General features: G+C 69.2%; 16 protein-coding genes and 1 tRNA gene. 7 read left to right on the forward strand and 10 right to left on the reverse strand.

Going from position 1 to position 14,856, the window contains the following annotated elements; genetic code table 11:
- Window positions 1-246: 246 nt before the first annotated feature.
- The 5 genes from QSJ59_RS06375 to galU all read right to left on the reverse strand — a co-directional run bounded on the left by QSJ59_RS06375 (window position 247) and on the right by galU (window position 4,263).
- Window positions 247-939 (reverse strand): GNAT family N-acetyltransferase, encoded by a 693-nt coding sequence (locus tag QSJ59_RS06375; protein ID WP_432707424.1) that lies wholly within the window; start codon window positions 937-939, stop codon window positions 247-249.
- Between the two features lie 76 nt (window positions 940-1,015).
- Window positions 1,016-1,537, reverse strand: a complete 522-nt coding sequence (locus QSJ59_RS06380; RefSeq protein ID WP_285757773.1) for a MogA/MoaB family molybdenum cofactor biosynthesis protein — start codon at window positions 1,535-1,537, stop codon at window positions 1,016-1,018.
- The gene (gene moaC / locus QSJ59_RS06385) at window positions 1,534-2,022 is read right to left on the reverse strand and encodes a cyclic pyranopterin monophosphate synthase MoaC (protein WP_285757774.1); all 489 of its coding nucleotides are present in this window, start codon (window positions 2,020-2,022) and stop codon (window positions 1,534-1,536) included. Before moaC ends, QSJ59_RS06380 begins: the two co-directional genes overlap by 4 nt.
- Window positions 2,023-2,066: 44 nt before the next feature.
- A complete protein-coding gene (gene glp / locus QSJ59_RS06390; RefSeq protein WP_285757776.1) occupies window positions 2,067-3,296 on the reverse strand; it encodes a molybdotransferase-like divisome protein Glp in 1,230 nt (409 codons plus the stop codon).
- A gap of 40 nt (window positions 3,297-3,336) precedes the next feature.
- Entirely contained in the window at window positions 3,337-4,263 is a 927-nt protein-coding gene (gene galU / locus QSJ59_RS06395; RefSeq protein WP_285757778.1) for a UTP--glucose-1-phosphate uridylyltransferase GalU, read from the reverse strand.
- A 163-nt stretch (window positions 4,264-4,426) separates the two neighbouring features.
- Here galU and QSJ59_RS06400 point away from each other — a divergent pair, with 163 nt between their 5' ends.
- From QSJ59_RS06400 to mscL, 4 genes are all read left to right on the forward strand, one after another.
- Complete coding sequence (locus QSJ59_RS06400; RefSeq protein ID WP_285757779.1) at window positions 4,427-5,011, forward strand: 5-formyltetrahydrofolate cyclo-ligase; 585 nt, start codon at window positions 4,427-4,429, stop codon at window positions 5,009-5,011.
- A gap of 192 nt (window positions 5,012-5,203) precedes the next feature.
- Window positions 5,204-5,524 carry an FmdB family zinc ribbon protein gene (locus QSJ59_RS06405; protein ID WP_285757780.1) on the forward strand — a complete coding sequence of 107 codons (321 nt, stop codon included), beginning with the start codon at window positions 5,204-5,206 and terminating at the stop codon, window positions 5,522-5,524.
- 229 nt (window positions 5,525-5,753) lie between these two features.
- Window positions 5,754-6,392, forward strand: a complete 639-nt coding sequence (locus QSJ59_RS06410) for an SAF domain-containing protein (RefSeq protein ID WP_285757781.1) — start codon at window positions 5,754-5,756, stop codon at window positions 6,390-6,392.
- A 149-nt stretch (window positions 6,393-6,541) separates the two neighbouring features.
- Window positions 6,542-6,946, forward strand: a complete 405-nt coding sequence (gene mscL / locus QSJ59_RS06415; protein WP_285757941.1) for a large conductance mechanosensitive channel protein MscL — start codon at window positions 6,542-6,544, stop codon at window positions 6,944-6,946.
- A gap of 134 nt (window positions 6,947-7,080) precedes the next feature.
- On the opposite strand, the gene QSJ59_RS06420 is transcribed toward mscL, so the two are convergent.
- Window positions 7,081-8,109, reverse strand: a complete 1,029-nt coding sequence (locus QSJ59_RS06420) for a D-alanyl-D-alanine carboxypeptidase family protein (RefSeq protein WP_432707425.1) — start codon at window positions 8,107-8,109, stop codon at window positions 7,081-7,083.
- A gap of 493 nt (window positions 8,110-8,602) precedes the next feature.
- Here QSJ59_RS06420 and QSJ59_RS06425 point away from each other — a divergent pair.
- The 3 genes from QSJ59_RS06425 (at window position 8,603) to QSJ59_RS06435 (ending at window position 10,964) form a co-directional block, all read left to right on the forward strand.
- Window positions 8,603-8,675: transfer RNA gene (locus tag QSJ59_RS06425), tRNA-Arg, on the forward strand.
- Between the two features lie 670 nt (window positions 8,676-9,345).
- Window positions 9,346-9,924, forward strand: a complete 579-nt coding sequence (locus QSJ59_RS06430; protein ID WP_285757783.1) for a TetR/AcrR family transcriptional regulator — start codon at window positions 9,346-9,348, stop codon at window positions 9,922-9,924.
- Between the two features lie 161 nt (window positions 9,925-10,085).
- A complete protein-coding gene (locus QSJ59_RS06435; RefSeq protein ID WP_285757785.1) occupies window positions 10,086-10,964 on the forward strand; it encodes an SDR family NAD(P)-dependent oxidoreductase in 879 nt (292 codons plus the stop codon).
- A gap of 410 nt (window positions 10,965-11,374) precedes the next feature.
- Here QSJ59_RS06435 and QSJ59_RS06440 read toward each other — a convergent pair whose 3' ends face one another.
- The 4 genes from QSJ59_RS06440 to QSJ59_RS06455 all read right to left on the reverse strand — a co-directional run bounded on the left by QSJ59_RS06440 (window position 11,375) and on the right by QSJ59_RS06455 (window position 14,753).
- Entirely contained in the window at window positions 11,375-11,713 is a 339-nt protein-coding gene (locus QSJ59_RS06440; protein WP_285757787.1) for a histone-like nucleoid-structuring protein Lsr2, read from the reverse strand.
- A gap of 449 nt (window positions 11,714-12,162) precedes the next feature.
- Window positions 12,163-12,852 carry an anti-sigma factor family protein gene (locus QSJ59_RS06445; protein WP_285757788.1) on the reverse strand — a complete coding sequence of 230 codons (690 nt, stop codon included), beginning with the start codon at window positions 12,850-12,852 and terminating at the stop codon, window positions 12,163-12,165.
- Window positions 12,849-13,460: a sigma-70 family RNA polymerase sigma factor gene (locus QSJ59_RS06450; RefSeq protein WP_285757789.1), complete on the reverse strand. Its 612-nt coding sequence runs from the start codon at window positions 13,458-13,460 to the stop codon at window positions 12,849-12,851. Before QSJ59_RS06450 ends, QSJ59_RS06445 begins: the two co-directional genes overlap by 4 nt.
- 372 nt (window positions 13,461-13,832) lie before the next feature.
- Window positions 13,833-14,753: an SCO0930 family lipoprotein gene (locus QSJ59_RS06455; RefSeq protein WP_285757791.1), complete on the reverse strand. Its 921-nt coding sequence runs from the start codon at window positions 14,751-14,753 to the stop codon at window positions 13,833-13,835.
- Between the last annotated feature and the right edge of the window lie 103 nt (window positions 14,754-14,856).

The raw sequence follows: 14,856 nt of genomic DNA on the forward strand, positions 1-14,856 counted from the left end.
GGTCGGAGTGTCGCGAGATCCGTCCCCGTCCTTTTCCTCGACCAGGTCCTCCATTGGGGAAACAGTGGCCAAACCGACATAAACACAAAGTAGTGACAATAAAGCGGAGGGTAATAAAGCATTCTCGTTCAAGACCGGCGCACCATGCGGTCCTGGCGATTATCTCGCGAACAACACCATGGTGGCACCTCTTCGGCAACGCGAGGGCCTTCCCGGTTCCAGTCCGCGCGGCCGTTCCCGCCCCGGTCAGGTGAGTTCGGGCCTCGACCCGGTCGCACCCGGCGCAGTGCCCCTGGCGCCGCCTCCGGGCAGCTGCGTCCCGTCCTCCCCCGCTGCGCGCACCGCGCGCCACTGCGCAAGCAAGCCATAAGGAACGTCCTCGACCGTCAGCGCGAAGCACAGGTGGTCCCGCCAGGCCCCGTCGATGTGCAGCTGGCGCTTGCGCAGCCCCTCTTCGCGAAACCCGAGTTTCTCCACCACTCTGCGGCTCTTGTGGTTCTCCGGGCGGATGTTGGCCTCGACCCGGTGCAGCCCCACGGTGAAGAAGCAGTGGTCGACGGCCAGCGCGACCGCCGTGGGGGTGACGCCGAGGCCGGCGCAGGCGCTGTCGATCCAGTACCCGACCTGGGCCGAGCGGGCCGACCCCCACACGATCGCGCCTACGGTGAGCTGCCCCGCGAAACGCCCCTCGTAGGTGATCACCCACGGCAGGGCCACTCCCTGACGGGCTTCCCGGCGGATGGCCTGGGCCATGGCCAGGTACGGCGTGAGGCCGACGTTCTGCAACGGCATCTCCGGATGTGTCGGCTCCCACGGGCGCAACCACTCGGCGTTGCGGGCCCTGGAGTCGCGCAATGCCGCAGCATCACGCAGCCGTAGCGGCCGCAGCCCGACACGCCCCTCTGAGAGCGACACCGGCCAGCCACGCATCCGATTCACCGCTTTCCCTTCGCCACACCGTTGCCCCTCATCATCCTCCGATCACGGACGATCTTGAAGGCGGAGCGCGAAAATCTCAGGCCGAGGGCGAACCGGTGTGGTCCCCACCACGGATCTGGTCGATCGCATGGCGCAGAACCGGCTCCAGCACCGCCATCCCGTCACGGACCCCGCCGGAGGAACCCGGCAAATTGACGACGAGCATGCGTCCGGCCTCCCCCCGGGCGACCCCGGCCAAACCACGGGAGAGCACCGCGGTGGGGACCCCCTTGTCGCGGCCTGCCGTGCGCAGCGCCTCGGCCAGGCCCGGAATCTCGTATTCCAACAGCGGGCGGGTCACATCCGGGGTCGCGTCAGTGGGGGTGAGCCCGGTGCCACCGGTGGTGACCGCCGCGTCGTACCCCTCGGCCAGGGCGCGGCGCAGCGCGCCGGCCACCGGGGCGCCGTCGGGCACGACCCACGGTCCGCCGACGGTGAAACCCGCGACCGCGAGCAGATCGGCCAGCAACCGGCCCGACCTGTCCTCGTACACCCCTGCCGCCGCCCGGTTGGAGGCCGTGATGACGGCGACCCGGTGGCCGTGTCCGTGCCCGCTCATGCCGACCGACGCCAGTGACCGGTCTTTCCGCCGGTCTTCTCCTCGACCCGGACATCGGTGACGACCGCCTCGGGATCGATGGCCTTGACCATGTCCACGAGCCCGAGCGCCGCTGTCATCACGCTGGTCAGCGCCTCCATCTCGACTCCGGTGCGGTCGGCGGTACGCACCGTGGCGCTGATGTGCACGGCGTCGTCGGCGACGTCCAACCCGACGTCCACGCCGTGCACAGCGATCGGGTGGCACAGCGGTACGAGGTCGGGGGTCCGCTTGGCCCCCTGGATTCCGGCCAGGCGGGCCACCGCGAGCGCATCGCCCTTGGGCACCCGCCCACCGCGCAGCGCCGCCACGGCTTCCGCCGAGAGCAGGACACGGCCGGTCGCGGTCGCGGTCCGGGCCGTGACCTCCTTGGCCGACACGTCGACCATGCGCGCGGCGCCGGAGGCGTCCAGATGGGTGAAACCGCTGGGATGGGGGTTGGACATGGGTACGCGCTTTCTCGAATCGGGTCGCTGGGAGTTTGGGTGCGCTACCGGGACGGGAGTTTGATTACCTCGACGACCGAGCCCTCCGGCAGCCGCGTGACGGACTCGGGGACGACCACGAGTGCGTTGGTCTCGGCCAGCGCGGAGAGCTGGTGCGAGCTCTGCCGGGAGGCGGGCGCTGCCGTGTAGGCGGTGGCCGCGCCGGGTTCGTCGTAGTCCAGCACCGCACGCAGATAGGAACGGCGTCCCTCCGGGGAGGTGACCGGCTCCAACAACCGGGCGCTCACCGAGGGCAGTGGTTCCTCGGGCAGGCCGCGCATCTTGTGCAGCGCGGGCAGCACGAAAAGATGGAAGGACACGTAGGCGCTGACCGGGTTGCCGGGGAGGGTGATGATGGGGGTGTTGGAGTCCCCCACCGTTCCGAAGCCCTGGGGCATCCCCGGCTGCACGGCGACCTTCTCGAAGCGGACGGTACCGAGGCGGGCGAGCACCTCCTTGACCACGTCGTAGGCGCCCATGCTGACGCCCCCGGTGGTGACGATGATGTCGGCCTGGGAGAGCACGTCGTCGAGGGTGTCCAGTACCGCGGCGGGCTCGTCGCCGATGAATCCCTGGCGATAGCCTGCGCAGCCCGCCTCGATGGCCGCGGCGGTCAGCATGAAGCTGTTGGACTCCCAGATCTGGCCCGGGCCGAGGGGTCGTCCGGGTTCGACCAGCTCCTCGCCGGTGGACAGTACGACCACGCGGGGGCGCGGATAGACCAGCGCGGAGCGGCGGCCGACAGCGGAGAGGACCGCCATCTCGGCCGAACCGATCCGCGCACCGGCTGTGAGGACCGCGGTCCCCGCCTCGACGTCACTGCCCGCCCTGCGGATCGCGTTGCCCCGGCGGGGGGCTTGGTGGATGGCGACGTTGGCCACGCCGCCGTCGGTCCATTCCACCGGGACCACCGTGTCGGCACCCACCGGCATGGGCGCGCCGGTCATGATGCGCGCGGCCCTCCCCGGAGGGATGGCGGTGGCCCCCGGATCGCCGGCCGGGATGTCGGCCACCACGGTGAGACGCACGGGCTTCTGGGGCGACGCGTCGGCGACGTCCTGGGCCCGCACGGCGTAACCGTCCATGGACGAGTTGTCGAACTGGGGCAGCGAGACCGTGGCAAAGACCGTCTCCGCGAGCACCGAACCGTGTGCGCGCAGCAGGTCCAGCTCGATCGGCTCGGGCGCGGCCACCAGTTTCACGATGTCGCTGACGTGCTGTTCGACGCTTTTCATCCACTCCCCTGCCGTTGGTCCCCGTGGCCCGCACGCCGGACTACGCGGGGCCGAGATCGCGTTCCGCCACGAAACTGCGAAGCCAGGGAAGGAACTCCTCGGCCAGATCGGGGCGGTCACATGCGAATTCCACCACAGTGCGAAGGTAATCGATCTTGTTTCCGGTGTCGTAGCGCTGACCGCGGAACAGCACGCCGTGCACGGGGCCACCGTTGTCGGGCCCGCGCTGGGCGAGTTCGCGCAGGGCGTCGGTCAGCTGGATCTCCCCGCCGCGCCCGGGCGGGGTCGTGCCCAGGACGTCGAAGACGGCAGGATCGCAGATGTAGCGGCCGATGACGGCCCAGCGGCTGGGGGCCTGGTCGGCCGGGGGCTTCTCGACGAGGTCGGTGACCGTGACGACATCGTGGTCCGCGGTGGGGCTGATCGCGGCGCAGCCGTAGAGCGAGACCTGTTCGGGCTCGACCTCCATCAGCGCGATCACGCTGCCGCCGTAGGTCTCGCGCACATCGATCATGCGTTTGAGCAGGGCGTCACGGGTTCCGATGAGGTCGTCGCCCAGGAGCACCGCGAAGGGCTCGTTTCCCACGTGCGCGGCGGCACAGAGCACTGCGTGTCCGAGGCCGCGCGGTTCGCCCTGGCGTACGTAGTGCACCTGGGCGAGGTCGCTGGACTCGCGCACGGCGTTGAGGCGCTCGGTGTCGTTCTTGACCCTCAGCGCCTCTTCCAGCTCGTAGGCGCGGTCGAAATGGTCCTCGATGGAGCGTTTGCTGCGGCCGGTGATCATCAGTACGTCGTCGAGTCCGGCCGCGACGGCCTCTTCGACGACGTACTGGATCGCCGGCTTGTCGACGATCGGCAGCATCTCCTTGGGGGTGGCCTTGGTCGCAGGCAGGAAGCGGGTGCCCAGGCCAGCGGCCGGTACGACCGCCTTCGTGACGGCCGTAGCGGGGTGGTGTGTGTCAGCCATGTCGGAACCCTAGGGCACGACCGTGTCGCAAATGTGTCGAGGACAAATGCTGACCTGCTCTTCTCCGCTTTTTCCCGGACACGCAGACTTACCGACGGTCTGCGTTCACCCGTCCGGGTGGGCTCCTGGCGACGGATCGCGGTGGCTGGGAGACTTTTGTGCCATGAACGACGGGGAAGAGAGCAAGCGGGAGCTGCGCGGACGCCTGTTGAAGGCGCGTCGTGCACTGGGGGAAGCGGCTCGGGGGGCAGCGGGGCCCTCTGTACGGGACGCCCTGCTGCCGCGGTTCACCGCCGGCGAGACGGTCGCGGCGTACTACTCGGTGGGCACCGAACCCGACACGCATCCGCTCGTCGCACGACTGCGGTTGCACGGGGTCCGGGTCCTGCTGCCGCTGTTCCTGGCCGACGGCGAGCTGGACTGGGCCGAGTACACGGGCGTCGGATCACTTGCGCCGGCCGGGCACGGGCTGCTGGAGCCGACCGGGCCCCGCTTGGGGATGGACGCGGTGCGCGACGTGGCCGCGGTGCTCTGCCCAGCGCTCGCGGTGGACCGGGCGGGCTTTCGGCTCGGGCGGGGAGCGGGGTGCTACGACCGGGCCCTGGGCCGGGTGGGGCCGCGGACGCCGACCCTGGCGGTGGTCTACGACAGCGAAGTCCTCGACACGGTGCCCACAGAGGACCACGACCGACCGGTGGGGGGCGTGGTGACGCCGGGCGGCGGTGTCCGGCTGTTTCGGGACGGTTGAGGCCATCGCACGGGGTCGGCCGGGAGCGGGTTCCTTGTGGTGCGGCACCGTTGCCGGGCCTGCGCGGCGCGGTGGAACAGGACGGGACCGTGCCGCGTTACACGGTCGGGCAGCACCCCGATGTCGCGATACAGCTGCCTGAGCGCGTATCATCTAGCAGTCGACCGGCGAGAGTGCCAGCAAGGAGGACCTGTGCCTACGTACCAGTACGCATGCACCGAGTGTGATGCCGAGCTGGAGGTCGTACAGAGCTTCAGCGACGACGCTCTGACGATCTGCCCCACCTGCCAGGGCAGGTTGCGCAAGGTGTACTCCGCCGTGGGCATCGTCTTCAAGGGCTCGGGTTTCTACCGCACCGACAGCGGTTCCAGCTCCAACAGCTCGTCGCTTCCCAGCGGTTCCTCCGGTGGTTCGGAGACCAAGAGCGCCGCCAAGAGCGAGTCGTCGAGTAGCTCTTCCTCGTCCAGCAGCAGCACCGGCACCGCCCCCGCGGCGCCGTCGCCCGCCGCTTAGCAGCCGCGTTCTCCCGGTCTGCGGCCCGCCTCACCCGGCTGGGTCCGCCGAATACGTCCTGTGAGGGTCGTCTCGTGTCCACGAGACGACCCTCACTGCGTGGGGGCGGACGTGGACGACGTGGAGGCGGGCGAGGCGCCGGAGCCACGCGCCCCTTGCTCCCGCGGGAGCGGGCGGCCCCTGTGGACAACCTCGATCGCTTCCGGCGCGGTGGCCTAGCGTCGTCCCCATGAGGGATGGTGTGCGCCCGTGGCGGCGACGGTGGCGGCGCCCCGGCCGGCGTGTTCTGGGTGCCGGATGCGCGGCTCTGGCCGTGGCCGGGGTGGTGCTGGTGCTGCGCCCGCCGGCTCCCGCCCTGGTGGACGTTCGAGTCGCTGCCCGCGATCTCAGCGCGGTGGAACCGCTCGCCGCCTCGGACACCGTGGTGCGTGCGCTGCCGGCCGCCACGGTCCCCGAGGGCGCGCTCGGCCCCGACCACCCCGTCGCGGGCGGTGCCCTGCGATCCCCTGTGCGCGCCGGCGAGGTGTTGACCGACGTCCGGTTGGCCGCGCCTCCCTCGGTGGGGCTGGCCGCGGACATGGTCGCGGCTCCGGTTCGTGTCGCCGATCCCGGCGCGGTGGCACTGCTGGTTCCCGGAAACCGAATCGATGTTCTGGCTGCCACGACCGACCCGATTTCCGTAGAGTTCTTCGCGGAACCCGCCCGTCCGGCCCGGACGGTGGTCACCGACCGTCCGGTGATCGCGGTTCCGGAGGCGGCTGCCGCGGAGCAGGGCGCACTCCTGCTGATCGCGGTGACCGAGGACGAGGCCCGGGAACTCGCCGGGCACGCGGCGACCGGTCCCCTGTCGATCACGATTCGCGGCTGAGCGGCGCCCCCGACCCTTGCGTCGCCCGCCCCAATGCCATCGGCGAACGGTCGCGAGCCGGTGGCATCGACAACGAGAACACGGGCGCCCACCGGACGACGCCCCGAACCGGTCGAGGCGCCCGTCAGGAAAAGGAGAACACAACGATGCTGAGCGGATTCAAGAAATTTCTTCTCCAGGGCAACCTGGTACAGCTGGCGGTCGCGGTGGTCATCGGCGCCGTCTTCAGCAACCTGATCACGGCGTTCACCGAAGGCTTCATCACTCCTCTGCTCGGGGTGTTCGGCGGTGTCCCCGAGTTCTCCCGGCTGACCTTCACGGTCAACGGCAGCGTGTTCGCCTACGGGGCCTTCGTCGACGCGCTGATCTCGTTCCTGCTCACCGCGGCGATCCTGTACTTCTTCGTGGTGATGCCCGTCGCCAAGCTCCTGGAGCGCTTCGTGAAGGCCGAGGAGGCCACCACCCGCGAATGCCCCTCCTGCTTCAGCGAGATCAACAAGAAGGCCATCCGGTGCGCGCACTGCACGACCGAGGTGGTCCCGGAGACGGTCTGACCGATCATCGTCGCCCGGCCTTCCGGGGCCGAGCAGTGGCCCACCCTCGTGACGGGGTGGGCCACTGCTCGGGCTTCATGGCGCGGCCGGTCCGCAGCGCCCGGGCGTCTTGTCCCGGGTGGCCGTAGTGCCGGTCAGCCCGTGACCGAAGGGTCGTACTCCCAGTGCCATGGTTCGAACGGACTGGAGTAGGCCCACTGCGGATGGAACCAGCCGAACTGGCGCGAGTTGCTCTCCAGCCAGTTGAACGGCGCCGACCCCTGGTTCTGCACCCCGCCGCACAGGTCGACGGCCTGGCCGAGCCCGTGGTTGCTGGTTCCGGGAACGGCCGCGAAACCGGGCGGCTGTTGGGCGTAGACGCGGTTCTGGTTGGGCAGGTCCCGGTAGGAGCTGGTCACGCATAGCTCGTTGCCGAAATGCTCGGTGAACGCCTCGTTCATCTCCAGGAAGGCGATGGCGGCGTCGGCACGCAGGAAATGGTCGTCGACGTGCAGCTTGCACAGCGCCTCCTGCGGGAGCAGGCCGTTGGGGTAACCCGAGGCGGCGGACCCGGCGGCCGGGTCGCATTCGACACCGGCCATGTAGGCGTCCACGGACAGGCCGCGGTCCTCCAGTTCCTTGACGAGCCGTTCGGTGTCCTCCTCGGACTTGGCGCGCAGGGCGTCCAGTTGCTGCTTGAGTTCGACGCGTTCCAGTTGGGTCTGCGATTGCAGCTCCTGGGCCGACCCGGTCAGCTCGCCCTGGTCCTCCCTGAGGGAGTTGGCCTCCTCCAGCAGTGCTTCCTGGTTCTGCGAGAGCTTGAGGACATGGGACTCCGCCTGGAGGTCCTCGTCGAAGCTTCCCGAGGTCATGAGGCCCATGACTCCGACGTCGGGCTGCTTGTAGAGGGTGGAGGCGAGTTCGGTGAGCGGGGCGCGCATCTCGGCCAGTTTGACCTCGGTCTGCTGGAGCTTGTGCAGCGTCTTGACCAGATCTTCCTGCGCCTCCTCCAGCTTGGTCTCCCGCTGGGTGTAGTCCTCGGTGGCCTGCTCCAGCTCTTCCTTGGCCTGCTCGGCCTGCTCCTTGAGGGAGTCGAGGTCGTTGTCGGCGTGGGCGGGCGGCGGCATGATCGCGCCCTGCCCGACCGGGCCCAGCAAAACGGCGAGGACGATGGTGCAGAGCACCGTGAGCAGCGTCCGAGGACGGAATCGACTCCGTGAGACGGACGTGGCCCCGTTTCTCGCTACGCGGGCACGGCACCGCGTGGAATCGAGAACGAACAGCACGTGACTCCTCCGGCTGCCTTTTCGGTAGTTCGCGTGGCCGAATCGCAACGTACTACACGTCTGCAGCTTGACGTGCTAGCGATACGGAACACACATGATCAAGGGGAGCCGCTCTTTCGACCCGTACGGGCCGGCCGACGGGCTCCGGCAAAACACCTGCTCACGGGGGACCTGGTGATCAGCGCTCGAATCGCGGCCGCAGAGGCGCACATCGAATACGCACCGAACATGGACAATGTGTGGCGGAGGTCACCCCGCCGCCATGACAACCCGGTCGGGTAGAAGCGTACTCACCCTAACCACCCGCGCACGCCCCGCCAGTGACTTCTCCGCCCGACATTCCTGACGCACCGTCCGCCCGAGTCGGTTAGTCTTGAGTCGCATAAGGCAGGGCCTCATAGCTCAGGGGATAGAGCACCGCTCTCCTAAAGCGGGTGTCGCAGGTTCGAATCCTGCTGGGGCCACACTACCTGACCAGGCAAAACGAGGCGGGGGACGCGAAAGCGCCCCCGCCTCTGTCGCATTATCGAACCGCATACGGCCGGCCGGTTCCCCCAACTCGACATCGGCATCCACCACCGCTCCCCGGACCGGTTCGTCGTCGGCGCCGGTGCGGCGGCCGGGGAACCGCCGCAACGCCACGGACGACTCCCCAGTTCAGGACGCACTGTTTCCGCCGCCGCGGCCACGAGTCGGGCACGCCCCCGCCATGCGGGACGGCACGGCCCATCGACCGCGCCGTTCTCCGCGCTTCCTTGCGGAGCGGACATACAACGCCCAAAAACAGTTTCCGAGATGTGTCCCTTCCCTCCCCACGCGCCTCGGGTCAAACAGGCCCACCACGGGGCTTTCGCGCACCGGCCGCACCGAGCCGTTGCACCGGTGCCCCCGGCCGCCCCACAGGCCCCCATCGCCCACCCAGCGCCCCTGGCCCCGTACCGGAGCGGACGCGGTCTCGCCCACGGGCGGCATCGGCCCGCGGCCCGCCGTGCGCGGCGCCACGGAGAACAATCACCGGCGTTCACCGACGGCCGGACCACTCGACGCGGCGACGCCCTCCTCGGCCCCCTACGGCACCGGGGGCCGGTCGGCGGCCCCGCAGCCCGGAACCGTTGCTCCGTTAGGCTTGGGCCCGTGAAATCGGACGCCGGATCGGGGAGCACCTTGCGTGCGGACGCCGCACGCAACCGTGCACTGGTGCTGCGGGCGGCCCGCCGACAAATGGCCGAGGGCGACGGCTCTCTCCAGTTGAACACGATCGCCCGGCTCGCCGGCGTGGGCGTGGGGACGGTGTACCGGCACTTCCCCAACCGGCACGCGCTGATGGAAGCACTGTCGGCCGAACGCTTCCAAGAGCTCGTCGATGCCGCCCAGGAGGCGGCGGCCGAGCAGGACGCGCTCGTCGGCCTCCAGCGTCTGTTGCGCTTCGCCCTGGGGCACGCCCTGGCCGACGTCGGGTTCGCGGCCGTGCTCGAATCCGCCCGTGACGCCGAGACGACGACCTCGGTGATGAAGTCCGATTTCGACCATGCCGTCACAGAACTGCTCGACCGGGCGCGCAGCACGGACGCCATCCGCCGTGACATCGAGGCGGACGATATCCGCCGGCTGCTGTGCGGCGTCGAACACGCGGTCCGGTCCGGCACAGGCGCCCCCGACCGCACCGAGGTCTACCTCGACATCCTCCTCGAAGGCATACGCCCCCCGCGTTAAGGCAGCGCCCCGATCCCCTCGGCCGTCTACGCGATCGCGCATGCCCTTGGACCGGCACACCGCACCCAATAAACGGATAGCTATCCGATTGAGGTAGGCTGCGAACCGCTAAGCGGATAGAAATCCGCTTAATTGGACACGGGGCGACGAAGGGTGGCGCTATGGAGCAGCGTGCGGTGGTGACGGCGGGGACCGGGGGAATCGGCCTGGAGACCGCGACGGGGTTGGCCGCGGCGGGCTACACCGTCACCGTGGTCGGCAGGAACGCCGCGCGCGGAGCAGACGCGGTCGAGCGGATCAACGCCGCCGGAACAGGCGGGGCGGCGGGGTTCGTGGCGGCCGACCTCTCCTCGCTCCCCGCGGTACGAACGCTCGCGGCCCGATTGGCTGCCGAGGGCGCACTCACCGTTCTGGTCAACAATGTCGGGGCGATGTTCACCGACCACCGACAGACGGCGGACGGGATCGAGGCGACGTTCGCCGTCAACCACATTTCGCCGTACCTGCTGACCGAACTGCTCCTGGAACCCCTCCGGGAAGGGGCACCGAGCCGAATCGTGAACGTGACCTCCGCCTCGGTCCGGACTGCCCGGCGGTCCTTCGACACCGTCGAACCTTCCGGCGGCTACTACGGATTCCACTGGTACGGCCGGGCGAAGCTCGCCAATCTCGCCTACACGCTGGACCTGGCGGAGCGTCTTCGGGGCACCGGGATATCGGTGTTCGCGGCCGACCCCGGCGGCGCCGCCACCGAGATGACCAACGGCACCATGGCGTCGCCCAGGATCGTCTCCCCCCGTATGCGGTTGCTGTGGCCTCTGTTGCGCAGGGTTTTCGAACACTCCACCTCGGGCCTCCCCTCGGTGGCCGCCCGGTCGTCGATCCTCGCCGCCACGGACGCTTCGCTCGACGGACGGACCGGCCTGGTCCTGGGCCCCCACGCCCGCCCGGTGAGGCCCTTCCGCCACGCCGACAACCCGCGAACAGCCGAAGCGGTCCTCAAGCTCAGTCGTGAACTGGCCCCTCTCGCTCCCGCCTGACCGGGGCCGCCCTCTACCGGTGGCGCGAGAAGGACGCCGGGGCCGCGGAACGCAGGAGCACGCAAGGCGCTGCCGTACCCCGAAGGGACGATCCGGTTCTCCGTCGTCCGAGCGATGGAGAACCAGCACCGTCCCTTGGGCACTTGCCGAGCACGTTCCCGCCTCATCGCCACGGCCTGCGGGTCCGTGCTCTTCGCCCGACTCGCCGCCCTGCTGACGGGCGGGCACACCCGGTTCCGGCTGCCCGCGGACGCCGAGGCGCCCACGCCCCCTGTGCCTGCCGCCGTACCCTCACCGAGGGCCGGGGCGATGCTCGTCCAACTGGCGCCGTCTCGGCTTCCCCCGTTGGAGCCGGCACCGATGGGGGAGAGGAGACGCGTCGACCCGGCAGGCGGTCGGCTCGGCCGTGCTTATCCGTGGGCCGCGTTGTACTCGTCCACGATCGTCTGGGGAATCCGGCCCCGGTCGCTGACCGGCTTGTCGTTGGCCTGCGCCCAGGACCTGATGTCGGCGCTGTGTTCGCGGGTGGGCGCGTTGCGCGATTTGGCGCCGCGGACCATGCGCCCGGGCTTGGCGGGAACCTTGCGGGCGGCGTGCACGAAGGGGGCGAGGGCGTCACGAAGCCTGCTCGCGTTCTGGGTCTTGAGGTCGATCTCGTAGCCGGTGCCGTCGATCCCGAAGGAGACGGTCTCCTGGGCCTCGTCACCGTCGAGGTCGTCGATGAGCATTACCTGAACTCTTTGAGCCATTGAGCTATTCCCTGGTTGCAGTAAAAGTTATGGACAGCGGATGATGCCCGCCTATTTTCCCGACGGCTCCCATTAAACGCCATCCCCGAAGACAGCGGCGCGAAAATCGATACGACGACAACTTCGGAAAACTCCAACCAACCACGGTGCGGCCATACACAGGGAAAGGACACCCCGGAACCCACAACCCAATCGCACCATCAGCAAAAAAGCCTTTGACCTGGCTCGACAAAAATCGCTTTACAGCCTGCACAAAAACAGCAACGGAGATAAGAAAATCACGTGGAACGGATTTTTCCAACAATAGACACCGATCGAAGAAACCCTACTCTTATCGACTCGGACACCCAAGGAGACGTTTACGACGAAAAGGATGACCGCTGCCGGCGTCGCCTTAGGCGGAACGGGCGGTGGGCCGCCCCGGGAGGACGGCCCACCGCGTTACCGGGTCACGCCGGGACGGTCAGCAGGGTCGCACCGTCGAGTGTCCTGACCTCGAAGGACGCGATCTGGTCGCGTGAAAGATCGGTGCCGGCTCTGACCTGGAGCGGGTCGGGCGCCCCGGCGATCCCGTACCCGGGCCGGGGAACCTGCCAGCTGGCGACGGAGCGCTCCTCGCCAGCGGTGGTGACGACAACGAGCTCGCAGTTCAGTGGCCCTCGCACATTGCCCAGGGTCAGGGCGATGTCGCTGCCCCATCCCTTGTCCAGGACGGCGACGGTTCCTTCGGTCCCCGTAGCCGCATCGGTGGCGACAAACCGCTCGGCCTCGGCAAAGGGATCCTCCGCAGCGACCTCGGGAGGCGGATCGGGGGCGACCACGAGACCGGCTCCCAGGCCGGCGGTGAACAGCAGGACGCCGGCCGCGAGACCGAAGACCGCGCGAACCCACACACGCGGGCGACGCACGGCAGGGGCCGCGACGGCTGTCCCGTGCGGTTCGTCCACCGCGGCGGCGACCACCGGCCCATCATCGCCACGGGCCTCGTCCAACAGGACCACGGTGTCGGAGAGTTCGATCATCTCGTCGACGCAACGCTCGCACGATTCGAGGTGGTCCTCGAACCGGTGGCGTTCGTCTTCGTCGAGCAGGCCCATGAGATAGGCCGCCGTATCGGTGCACTCGTTGCGGAGAGTCATGCGTGGATGCCCCTCTCCTTGAACGTCGCCCGGAGCGATCTGAGCGCGTAGTGCACCCGTGACTTGACGGTACCAACCGGCAGGCCGAGCCGGTCTGCGGCCTCTTTGGCGGTGCGGTCCTTGAAGTAGGTCTCCACCACCGCTTGCCGGTGGACCGGCGAGAGGGTTTCCAGTGCCTCGCCGACCACCATCGAGCGGACGAGTTCGTCGGTTCCGTCGACAACGGGCCGAGCGCTCTCCGCCAGTTGCCCATCGGTTTCCTGCGGTCGCGCGGAGCGGCTGCGGTGATCGTCGATGACGGCGCGCTTGGCGACCGTGATCAGCCAGGGCAGCAGCGAGCCGCGGTGGTCGAGCCGGTCGGCGTTGCGCCATGCGCGCAGCATCGTCTCCTGGACCACGTCCTCGGCCCATTGCCGATCGCCACCGGTGAGGCGGGCGGTGACAGCGGTGAGCGGCCGGGCGTACTCGCGGTAGAGCAGATCCATCAGCGCGTCACCGTCGGCGGGGCCTTCGGGGTCGCTGGGGTCCATGGGGGCGATCGGGGGATCGTCGAACGGTTCTCCCCTGCGCCCCTCGCCACCGCTGGCGGTGGGTCTTCGTCCAGGCACGGATCAGCTCCTGTTCTCATCGAACCGTCGTGGAGAATCGGCGGGGGCCGCACCAACGTATCGGCGCGGCCGAGCCGATACGCCCGATCGCTGCGGCGAAGAGCACGCCGCAGCGATCGATGGAAGGCCGGCGCGAATCGCACCGATGCCCGTCAACAGGAGGTTCGTCGCGGGGAGAGGACGGGAGTGGACCTCGACACGCCGTGGACACCCAGCGCGAGAATTTCACCGCGGCGCCGGAGTCCGCACCGCGTGGGCGACGTGGCTCCGCGTTCTGCACGAACACGGAGTCTTCTACATCGGATGATGGGAATGTCGGATGGGTGGTCGGTCCGTGCGCCGGCCACCCGTTCCGCAATGGGGAGGGGAGGGTCAGGAGAGGGGCTGGCCGTTGTTGGCGCGGGTCCCGTCGGGTGTGATCGCCCACCAGGTGCCGCCGACTCCGTGCCCGCTGATCGGGTCGGCCTCGGTGTCCTTGGTGAACCAGTAGACGGGCCAGCAGTCGATCGCCAGCTGCTCGGTACCGTCCGCGCGGACCAGGGTGCTGATCAGCTCCGGCGCGATGCCCTGGACCGAGGCGGCGTCGGCGGGTTTGGCCGGTTTCCAGGTCTCGGTGCACTCACCGTCGCAGTTGGAGACCATCGGCCATGCGGTGTCGTCGTCGAAACGGTACAAAGTGCGGTTCTCGGCGTCCTTGACGATCGCGCCCAGCGCGGAGTCCTGGGCGGCCGAGACCGCACCGGTGGCCGGCTGGCTCGCCTCGGGCTGCTGGGGGGCCTCGGACTGTCCGGCACGGCCTCCCTCGCCGGTGACCGCCCACCACACGCCGTTGACACCCTGGCCCTTGACGTCTCCTGGGCCTTCGTCCTTGGCGAACAGGTACATCGGCCAGCCCGCGATCGTCAACTGCTTGGTGCCGTCGGCGCGGGTGACCTCGCCCAGCAGCGAGGGGTCGGGGATGTCCACGGCGCTGGCGTTCTCGGCCAGCACCGGCGGCCACGCCGCGGCGCAGTCCCCGGCGCAGTTGGACGCCGAAGGGTCGGCGGTGTCGTTGTCGAAACGGTAGAGGGTCTCCTGCTCGCCGTTGACCAGGATCGTGCCGAGTTCGCCCGCGTCGGCGGCCGACACCTGGCCGCTGACCCCGGTCACCAGACCGGACCCGGTCGGCTGCGCCTCCTGGATGGCGTCGGCCCCGGCGGAGACGAGGGATTCCAGGCCACAAGAGCTCGCGAGGAGCACCACGGCCGAAGCGGCCGAGGCGGTGAGTGCGCGTCGGCGCATCGTGCTGTTCATGATCGTCTGCTCCTCTTCGACATGTCCGGCACCGTGCGGGCGCCGTGTTCACCGGTCCATACGGACGGGGTGGCGAAAACGGTTCAACGGATTCGAGGTTTTT

The organism is Nocardiopsis ansamitocini, from assembly GCF_030268225.1.
Lineage (GTDB): Bacteria > Actinomycetota > Actinomycetes > Streptosporangiales > Streptosporangiaceae > Nocardiopsis_D > Nocardiopsis_D ansamitocini.

Coding starts and splice junctions, on each gene's coding strand:
- QSJ59_RS06380 (WP_285757773.1), bottom strand. CDS start 1,537: ATGAGCGGGCACGGACACGGCCACCGGGTCGCCGTCATCACGGCCTCC.
- moaC (WP_285757774.1), bottom strand. CDS start 2,022: ATGTCCAACCCCCATCCCAGCGGTTTCACCCATCTGGACGCCTCCGGC.
- glp (WP_285757776.1), bottom strand. CDS start 3,296: ATGAAAAGCGTCGAACAGCACGTCAGCGACATCGTGAAACTGGTGGCC.
- galU (WP_285757778.1), bottom strand. CDS start 4,263: ATGGCTGACACACACCACCCCGCTACGGCCGTCACGAAGGCGGTCGTA.
- QSJ59_RS06400 (WP_285757779.1), top strand. CDS start 4,427: ATGAACGACGGGGAAGAGAGCAAGCGGGAGCTGCGCGGACGCCTGTTG.
- QSJ59_RS06410 (WP_285757781.1), top strand. CDS start 5,754: ATGAGGGATGGTGTGCGCCCGTGGCGGCGACGGTGGCGGCGCCCCGGC.
- QSJ59_RS06435 (WP_285757785.1), top strand. CDS start 10,086: ATGGAGCAGCGTGCGGTGGTGACGGCGGGGACCGGGGGAATCGGCCTG.
- QSJ59_RS06440 (WP_285757787.1), bottom strand. CDS start 11,713: ATGGCTCAAAGAGTTCAGGTAATGCTCATCGACGACCTCGACGGTGAC.
- QSJ59_RS06445 (WP_285757788.1), bottom strand. CDS start 12,852: ATGACTCTCCGCAACGAGTGCACCGATACGGCGGCCTATCTCATGGGC.
- QSJ59_RS06455 (WP_285757791.1), bottom strand. CDS start 14,753: ATGAACAGCACGATGCGCCGACGCGCACTCACCGCCTCGGCCGCTTCG.